This is a genomic window from Geobacillus thermodenitrificans subsp. thermodenitrificans DSM 465 (genome assembly GCF_000496575.1).
GTDB lineage: Bacteria > Bacillota > Bacilli > Bacillales > Anoxybacillaceae > Geobacillus > Geobacillus thermodenitrificans.
Map to the genome: position 1 here is coordinate 1 of NZ_AYKT01000046.1, position 1,553 is coordinate 1,553.

At 33.9% G+C, this 1,553-nt stretch carries 1 protein-coding gene; it reads right to left on the minus strand.

Going from position 1 to position 1,553, the window contains the following annotated elements:
* Nucleotides 1-1,012: 1,012 nt before the first annotated feature.
* The gene (locus DSM465_RS0117790; RefSeq protein WP_029761960.1) at nucleotides 1,013-1,204 is read right to left on the minus strand and encodes a hypothetical protein; all 192 of its coding nucleotides are present in this window, start codon (nucleotides 1,202-1,204) and stop codon (nucleotides 1,013-1,015) included.
* Nucleotides 1,205-1,553 lie beyond the last annotated feature (349 nt).

The window sequence follows — 1,553 nt, forward strand, 5'->3', positions numbered from 1 at the left end:
CGCTTCGTTTCGTTCAGTTTTCAAGGAACGAATTAACTTCTCTGTATCAACTTCCTCGAGGAACTCAACTTCCTCGAAGAATAACAGTCACTTTTTTACTATACTATACTTGTTTGGTAGATGTCAAGTTTTTTAATCACGAATTAATCATTACAAAAAATCATGTTGAACAACCAAGTAAATTTAACTATATCAAAAAAGTTTTTGCTCTGTCAAGAACCAATTTTTTATTGCAGCTTTCTTTGTTGAAAGCATTTATTCATTTTTATCTTACTTCGCTCTCATTCATCGAAGCGACGCTTTATATATTACTACTTCATCGAATCTAAGTCAATAGTTATAATACATCCAATTTTATCCAAAACACTAATTCATATTAGCTGTAAAACAATTTATACATCCCCACTCTTCCTATCACCTGTCCTTTTTCTGCAATATTTCCTTATTATAAGGAATAAGCTCTTTCATGTTCGTTTTATAAACAAAAAGACATTGTACGCTCTGTTCGATCGATTGGCACGAGGCTGATCTGAAACAGTTCAAATCAACCGCCGCTACCGACTCAGCCAATTGCCATCTGTCTCGCACAATTTTCACTTTGTGTCTTGATAACAGAACTGTACTAGGTCAATCACTGTGCAAAATTGTTTTGGATTCTATCGTTTTTTCGAGATTTCCCACAAATGAAAAACGACCACAAACTCGGACGTATTAAGAACCTCGGAAATGTTAATCCAAATAAATCGTATGTAAAGGGCTGACCCAAGAGAATAACAACCACAGCATAAAATGATTGATATTTCAATGCTGAATAAGCTTGCTCGTTTATCCCATGCAAAATTTGTGCAACATTATTTTCGGCCGCTATCTCATACAAAAAAAGCGGAATGATCCGCCTTTTTCTTCTAGAAATTTATATTAAAAAAATCACAAAGTGGGTTAGAAAGAGTAAAAATATCAATTGCTTCAGTCGCTGACATTTAGCGACGTTCCATTTTCATGATGAATATACTTATTTTTCTTTTATTTCATCTTTTTTGGGACGCTTATTTTTGATGTAATTAATCAACATTAATACAATGTAAATCGCTCCTCCAATAACAGTCACAACAAATCCTTTCGGAGTTCTAACAACCAAACCATACACCAATAAGACCCCAAATATCGATGTGATGAGAATATGGAACAAATAATATTTTGACATCACGTTTCCCCCTTACCCTTCATTCTCATAGCTATAAGGTGCCTTAGTCACTCCCTAAAAAAGTATAAGATTGTATGAATCATTCAAAAATCAAAAACTTGTCTGTGCTACACTCCTACATGAGTACAATAAAGGAGCAGATGAATAATGAAAAAATTATAAATCACAAACAGGCATGGTTGGATCACCGGACGTCTTTCATCACAGGGACGGATATATAAAATAACTTTGTCTTTATTATTCTAAAGCGCATATAACGATACCATGCTGTGCGCATTAAATCGAACAAATTTACACTTACAATCCATAATAAAACATATATGGCTCTTCACCACAAAATGTACTTGAC

Coding starts and splice junctions, on each gene's coding strand:
- DSM465_RS0117790 (WP_029761960.1), bottom strand. CDS start 1,204: ATGTCAAAATATTATTTGTTCCATATTCTCATCACATCGATATTTGGG.